Genomic DNA, 6,255 nt, shown 5'->3' with positions numbered 1-6,255 from the left:
GCGCCCCCCCCCCCCCCCGCCCGGGGGCGGCGGGGGGGCGCGTGCGCGCCGGCCCCGGGCCCCCCGGGCCATTCCCTTCCTGCCCCCACCCCACCCCCACTCCCGCTCTCATGGCCCCCACCCCACCCCTGGGCATATCGTGGCAGCATCGGGCATCCCGGACCCTGGGTGAGGGGGTCGTCATGGTGGAGGAGCTGCTGACCGCGGCCGCGGCGGTCGGGACCGCGGGGGTGGTCTACGTCGCGGCGGCGGCGCGGATCGTGAAGCAGTACGAGCGCGGGGTGGTCTTCCGGCTGGGCCGGCTCATGGGGGACGTACGCCAGCCCGGCTTCACCATGATCGTTCCGTTCGTCGACCGGCTCAGCAAGGTCAACATGCAGATCGTCACGCTGCCGGTGCCGGCGCAGGAGGGCATCACCCGGGACAACGTGACCGTGCGGGTGGACGCGGTGGTGTACTTCCGGGTGATCGACGCGGCCAGCGCGCTGGTCAAGGTCGAGGACTACAAGTTCGCGGTGTCCCAGATGGCCCAGACCTCGCTGCGCTCGATCATCGGCAAGAGCGAACTCGACGACCTGCTGTCCAACCGGGAGAAGCTCAACGAAGGCCTGGAGCTGATGATCGACAGCCCGGCCGTGGGCTGGGGCGTCCAGGTCGACCGGGTGGAGATCAAGGACGTGTCGCTGCCGGAGACCATGAAGCGGTCCATGGCCCGGCAGGCCGAGGCGGACCGGGAGCGCCGCGCCCGGATCATCAACGCCGACGCCGAGCTGCAGGCCTCGAAGAAGCTCGCCGAGGCCGCCCACCAGATGGCCGACGCGCCGTCCGCGCTGCAACTGCGGTTGCTCCAGACGGTGATGGCGGTCGCGGCGGAGAAGAACTCCACGCTGGTGCTGCCGATCCCGGTGGAGCTGCTGCGCTTCCTGGAACGGGGCGCCGAGACCGACGCCGAGCGCCGGCCGCCGCCCGCCCTCGGCACGTGAAAGGTGCTACGCGCGTTGTTCCCGTGACGCGAACCAGATGGTAGACACAGCGGATCGACTGTCCTGTCCGCCAGCAGGAAGGTTCATCCATGTCTGTGACCCGCCGTCAGGCCCTGTCCCGCACCGGCGCCCTGGGAGTGGGCATCGCGTTCACCGGAGCCGTCTCCGAGCTGTTCGCGGGCGCGGCCGCCGCCCAGGGAACGGGCCACACCGGCTACGGTCCGCTCGTCCCCGACCCGAACGGCCTGCTCGATCTGCCGAAAGGTTTCCGCTACACGGTGCTGTCCCGCGAGGGCGACCCGCTGCGCTCCGGCGAGGGCCCGGTGCCCTCGCACCACGACGGCATGGCCGCCCTGCCGGGCCGCGGCGGCCGGGTCCACCTGGTCCGCAACCACGAGAACCGCGTGACGGCCCGCCTCGGCGTCCCCACCGTCGACGGCCTGACCTACGACCCGGCGGGCAAGGGCGGCTGTACGGCGCTCATCCTGGACGCCCGGAACAGGGTGCTGGACGAGCGGGTCGCCATCGCGGGCACCGCCGTGAACTGCTCGGGCGGCCCGACCCCCTGGGGCACCTGGCTGACCTGCGAGGAGACCGAGGACAAGGCGGGCACCAACGGCTACGCCAAGGACCACGGGTTCGTCTTCGAGGTCGACCCGGCCGACCCGCGCCGCACCGGAGCGGTCCCGCTGACCGCGATGGGCCGCTTCCAGCACGAGGCGGTCGCCGTCGACCCGGGAAACGGCATCGTGTACGAGACCGAGGACGCCTTCGTCCAGCCGTTCGGGCTCTTCTACCGCTTCCTGCCGAACAAGCCGCTCAGCGGCACCGGCGCCCTGCGCGCGGGCGGCCGTCTCCAGGCGATGCGGGTCCCGGACCTGCCCGATCTGTCGGCCGTCCGGGAGCCGGGCGCCTGCTTCGACCGCGTCGAGTGGGTGGACGTACCCGACCCGCTGGCCGCGCAGACCCCGGTCCGGCTCCAGGACTACGGCCCGAGGGGCATCACCCGCGCGCAGAAGCTGGAGGGCTGCTACTGGGGCGGGCGCAGCGTGTACTTCGTGTCGTCGTACGCCCGCAGCCGGGAGGGCTCGGCCGCCGACCACTTCGGCCAGATCTGGCGCTACGACCCGGACCGGCGCCGTCTCACCCTGGTGGTCGTCTTCGGCCCGGACACCGACGTCCAGCTGCCCGGCGAGTCCCCGGACAACATCTGCCTCGCGCCCAGCGGCGGGCTGATGGTGTGCGAGGACGGCGCCGGCGGCCAGCACGTCTTCGGCGTCACCCGCAAGGGAGAGGTGTACCCGATGGCGCGCGGCCGGCAGAACATCGGGACCGAGGAGGAGCCGGAGTGGGGTGAGTTCGCGGGCGTCGCCTTCTCCCCCGACGGCCGGACGATGTACGTCAACTGCTACACCCCGGGGACGACGTTCGCGGTGACCGGCCCCTGGCGCCGCTAGCGTCCGCCTCCGCCCGTCCGGCCGGGTGACTTCCGACGGGCGCTGAGCGCACCGACGGCGACGCGGGCCCGTTTCCTCACCCTCGCCCGCTTACGTTCGTACGATGATCCTCCCAGTACGACCCGTGCGACCCGTAGGAGCGGTAGGAGCGGTAGGAGCCGTACGATCCGCGCGACGCGTGCCTCCGGTGCGCCTCGTGCGCCCCGTACGGCGTGCCGCCGCCGTCTGTGCGCTCGGCGCGGCGCTCGCCGCGCTCGCCGCGTGCGGCGCCCCCGAGGCGGCCCGCACCGTCTCGCGGGCCGCCCCGCCGGTCCCGTCCAGCCCCGCCGCCTCCCGGCCGCCCACCCTCGCGCCGGGGCCCGGCGGGCTGACGCCGGTCTTCCACCACGGCCCCCGCCGCAGCGACGACAAGACCGTCGCCCTCACCTTCGACGCCGACATGACCGCCGACCAGGGGCCGAGGGCGGCGGCGGGCGAACGGTTCGACCACCCGCGGCTGATCGCCACGCTGCGCACGCTGAAGGTGCCCGCCACCGTCTTCATGACGGGCCGCTGGGCCGAGGAGTACCCGGCGCAGGCCCGCTCCATCGGCCGTGACCCGCTGTTCGAGGTCGCCAACCACTCCTACAGCCACTACGCCTTCACCGAGGACTGCTACGGCCTGCCGACCGTCACCGAGGACCGGATGCGGGCCGATGTGCAGCGGGCGTACGCGGCCTTCCGCGCGGCGGGCGTGGCGAACGCGAAGCCGTACTTCCGCTTCCCCGGCGGCTGCTACGACCGGCGGGCCCTGCGCGCGCTGAGCGGCAGCGGGGTCACCGCCGTGCAGTGGGACGTGGTGAGCGGTGACGCGTTCGCGACGGACGCCGACGCGGTGGCCCGGCAGGTGCTGGACGGGGTGCGGCCCGGCTCGGTGGTGGTCATGCACTGCACGCGCAGCGCCGCCCCGACGACCGAGCGGGCGATCCGCACGATCGTGCCCGAGCTGCGCCGCCAGGGCTTCCGCTTCGTGAAGGTGTCGGAACTGATCGGGTCCGCACCGCGCTGACCGGCCTACGCTGGAGGCATGAGCGAGGCCGAGGTCAACGACTACTGCCTGATCGACGCGACCAGGCCGCCCCGGGCGGACGGGCCGCCGTACGCGGAATGCGTGCTGTGCCGGGAGCCGACGGAGTACCCCGAGTCGTACAAGGGGATCACCCTGTGCCCGGTGTGCGAGTGGCAGGAGGCCCAGCGCACCGCGTGCTCGGGCTGACCCCCGGCTCAGTCCGGTCTTCGTGAGGCCAGCGCGCTCGCGACGGCGATCGCAACGGCCGCGAGCAGCGCGGCGCCGCCCAGCGGCAGCAGCGGCAGGACGACCGTGCCGGAGCGGGAGCCGGTGACCAGGCCGCTCACCGCCGCGTTCGCCGGGGAGCCGGTCACCACCAGCGCCAGCAGCGCGGCCAGCAGCAGCGCGGGCACCGCACGGCCGGTCGAGCGCAGCACCGGACGGCTGGTGAGCGCGCCGACGGCGGTGCCGAGCAGGGCGCAGGCCAGTGTGGCGAGCGCACCCGCCGCACCGGCCGGGAGCCGCGGCACCGGGGTCCGCCCGTCGGCGCCCGCCGGATCGCTGATCAGCGACACCACGAGGGTGGCGGCGGTGCCGAGGGCGGTCGCCGCGGCGAACGCCACCAGCAGCGAGGCGAGGTGCGCCCGCGCCGGACCGGCCGCCGCGGCGGCACAGGCGCGCGCGGCGGCGGGTTCGCCCTCGGCGCAGATCCGGGTGAGCCAGGCGGCCACGGGGAGCAGTGCGGCAGCCGCGTACCCGAGGGAGTCGAGCACCGGCTGGCCGCCCTGGACGCTCACGGCGAGGAAGACGGCGTAGAGGATGAACGGCGGCAGCCAGCGCTGCGAGCGCGCGAGCAGCGCCGCCTGGTAGCGGAGCAGGGCGGGCAGGCCGGTCAGACGGGTGACGGCGGTCAAGGCGGTGCGGGGGGCCAGGGCGGTCATCGGCGGCTGCCCTGGCCGGCGGGGCCGACGGTGTGCACGGAGACGACGTGCCAGGGCGGGGCCGCGGTCAGCAGGGCGCGCAGCAGCACGTCGGAGCAGGCGGCGGGGACGGTGAGCCGGTGGGTGCCGGGGCCGGTCTCGGTGGCGGTGGTGACGATCCGCCCGGCCGCGGCGGGCAGCGGCGCGCCCGGCGGCCCCTGCGCCTCCACGACGACCTGCGGGCCGGTGGGGACGGACGCCTCGACGACGACCCGCGGGCCGGTGGGGACGGACGCCGCGGGGGCGTCCGCGCGGCGCCGGTGGAGGGCGCCGTCGCGGACCTCGTACACGGCGTCGGTCGCTCCGGCCAGCCGCCGCGGGTCGTGGTCGACGAAGACGACCGCGCCCCCGGCGGCGGACCGCTCGGCGACGGCGCGCTCCAGCTCTTCCCGGGCGGCGGTGTCCAGGCCGGTCCAGGCCTCGTCCAGGACCAGCAGCTCGGGGTCGGCGAGCAGGGCCTGGGCGACGGCCACCTTCTGGCTGCTGCCCTTCGACAGCCGCCGCAGCGGCGTGTGGGCGTGCTCCCCGGCGCCGAAGCGCTCCAGCCAGACGCCGGCGGCACGGTCGGCCGCCGCGCGGGAGAGGCCGTGCACGGCACCGAGGTGGCGCAGATAGGTGACGGGGGTGAAGGGGAGGGCCGGCGGGAAGCGTTCGGGGACGTAGGCGGTGCGGGGCCGGCCGGTGATCCGGCCCTCGGTGGGTGCGTCCAGGCCGGCGAGGAGGCGCAGCAGCGTCGACTTCCCGCTGCCGTTGGCTCCCTCCACGCGGGTCAGGGCGCCGGGCGGTACGGACAGGTCGACGCCGCGCAGCACCCAGGAGCCGCGCGGACCGTAGCGGCGGCCCACGCCCTCCAGTCGCAGCTCCCGCCCCATGGACCCCCCTGTCCCCCGGTTTTCGCCTGGCAGACTGAAGAACGTGACACACGACGCCTCCGTTCCCGACTCCCCCGTGCCCGGCGACTCCCCCTTCCGGTCCGCGGGCTCGTCCCGCGACGACGCTCCGCAGTTCGTCCTGCCGCTCGTCGTACGGATCGAGCGTGCCGCGCCGCCCGCGCGCACCGACGCCCTGGAGACGGCCGCCCGCGCGGTGCTGGTGATGCTCAGCGACGAGCGGTCCCTCGGGGACGGTGAGTGGGCGCGGGCGATCCGGGACTGGCAGGACGCGCGGATCCGCAAGGTGGTGCGGCGGGCGCGCGGCGCCGAGTGGCGCAAGGCGTCGGCGCTGCCGGGGATCACGGTCACCGGGAAAGCGGCGGAGGTACGGGTGTTCCCGCCGGTGCCGCTGGACGGCTGGCCGAAGGAACTGGCCAAGCTCCAGGTGTCCGGCACCGAACTCGACGACCCGGAGCCGCCTCTCCCCGCCGACCCGGGAGCGCCCGTGCTGTGGCTGAATCCCGAGGTGGAGATGTCGGCCGGCAAGGCCATGGCCCAGGCCGGGCACGGCGCCCAGCTCGCCTGGTGGGAGCTGGGCGACGAGGACCGCACGGCCTGGCGCGAGGCCGGCTTCCCGCTCGCCGTACGCACCGCCGCCCCCGACCACTGGCAGGCCCTGACGACCGGCGGCCTCCCGCTCGTCCGCGACGCCGGCTACACCGAAGTCGCCCCCGGTTCCTGCACGGTGGTCGCGGACCATCCGGCACTGCGGCGGCGGGCACGGGCGTAGGACGCGACGGGGGTGCGTGCACTCCCCGTGCCCGGCCGGGGCCCGCAGCGTACAGCGCAGACCCGTGGCGCACGCACGGCAGCGGCCCGCCCGGACCACGCGTCAGCGAGTGGTCCGGGCGGGCC

7 protein-coding genes are annotated in these 6,255 nt (G+C 75.2%); 5 read left to right on the top strand and 2 right to left on the bottom strand.

What is annotated here, in order from left to right; genetic code table 11:
- Nucleotides 1-182: 182 nt before the first annotated feature.
- The 4 genes from AB0K92_RS33380 to AB0K92_RS33365 all read left to right on the top strand — a co-directional run bounded on the left by AB0K92_RS33380 (nucleotide 183) and on the right by AB0K92_RS33365 (nucleotide 3,695).
- On the top strand, nucleotides 183-983 hold the full coding sequence (locus AB0K92_RS33380; protein WP_365929019.1) for a slipin family protein: 801 nt from the start codon (nucleotides 183-185) through the stop codon (nucleotides 981-983).
- Nucleotides 984-1,072: 89 nt separating this feature from the next.
- The gene (locus AB0K92_RS33375) at nucleotides 1,073-2,440 is read left to right on the top strand and encodes a PhoX family protein (protein ID WP_365929018.1); all 1,368 of its coding nucleotides are present in this window, start codon (nucleotides 1,073-1,075) and stop codon (nucleotides 2,438-2,440) included.
- Between the two features lie 187 nt (nucleotides 2,441-2,627).
- On the top strand, nucleotides 2,628-3,488 hold the full coding sequence (locus tag AB0K92_RS33370; RefSeq protein WP_365929021.1) for a polysaccharide deacetylase family protein: 861 nt from the start codon (nucleotides 2,628-2,630) through the stop codon (nucleotides 3,486-3,488).
- Nucleotides 3,489-3,506: 18 nt separating this feature from the next.
- A complete protein-coding gene (locus AB0K92_RS33365) occupies nucleotides 3,507-3,695 on the top strand; it encodes a hypothetical protein (protein WP_166002848.1) in 189 nt (62 codons plus the stop codon).
- Nucleotides 3,696-3,703: 8 nt separating this feature from the next.
- Here AB0K92_RS33365 and AB0K92_RS33360 read toward each other — a convergent pair whose 3' ends face one another.
- The gene (locus tag AB0K92_RS33360; RefSeq protein ID WP_365929020.1) at nucleotides 3,704-4,375 is read right to left on the bottom strand and encodes an ABC transporter; all 672 of its coding nucleotides are present in this window, start codon (nucleotides 4,373-4,375) and stop codon (nucleotides 3,704-3,706) included.
- 50 nt (nucleotides 4,376-4,425) lie between these two features.
- Complete coding sequence (locus tag AB0K92_RS33355) at nucleotides 4,426-5,340, bottom strand: ABC transporter ATP-binding protein (protein ID WP_365929017.1); 915 nt, start codon at nucleotides 5,338-5,340, stop codon at nucleotides 4,426-4,428.
- Nucleotides 5,341-5,383: 43 nt separating this feature from the next.
- On the opposite strand from AB0K92_RS33355, the gene AB0K92_RS33350 reads away from it, so the two are divergent.
- Entirely contained in the window at nucleotides 5,384-6,130 is a 747-nt protein-coding gene (locus AB0K92_RS33350) for a peptidyl-tRNA hydrolase (RefSeq protein WP_365929016.1), read from the top strand.
- Nucleotides 6,131-6,255: the final 125 nt, after the last annotated feature.

Origin of the sequence: Streptomyces sp. NPDC052687, from assembly GCF_040678395.1 — a bacterium.
Classification (GTDB): Bacteria; Actinomycetota; Actinomycetes; order Streptomycetales; family Streptomycetaceae; genus Streptomyces.
The sequence above is the reverse complement of the archived record's forward strand: the minus strand, read 5'-3'. Positions and strand labels throughout refer to the sequence as shown.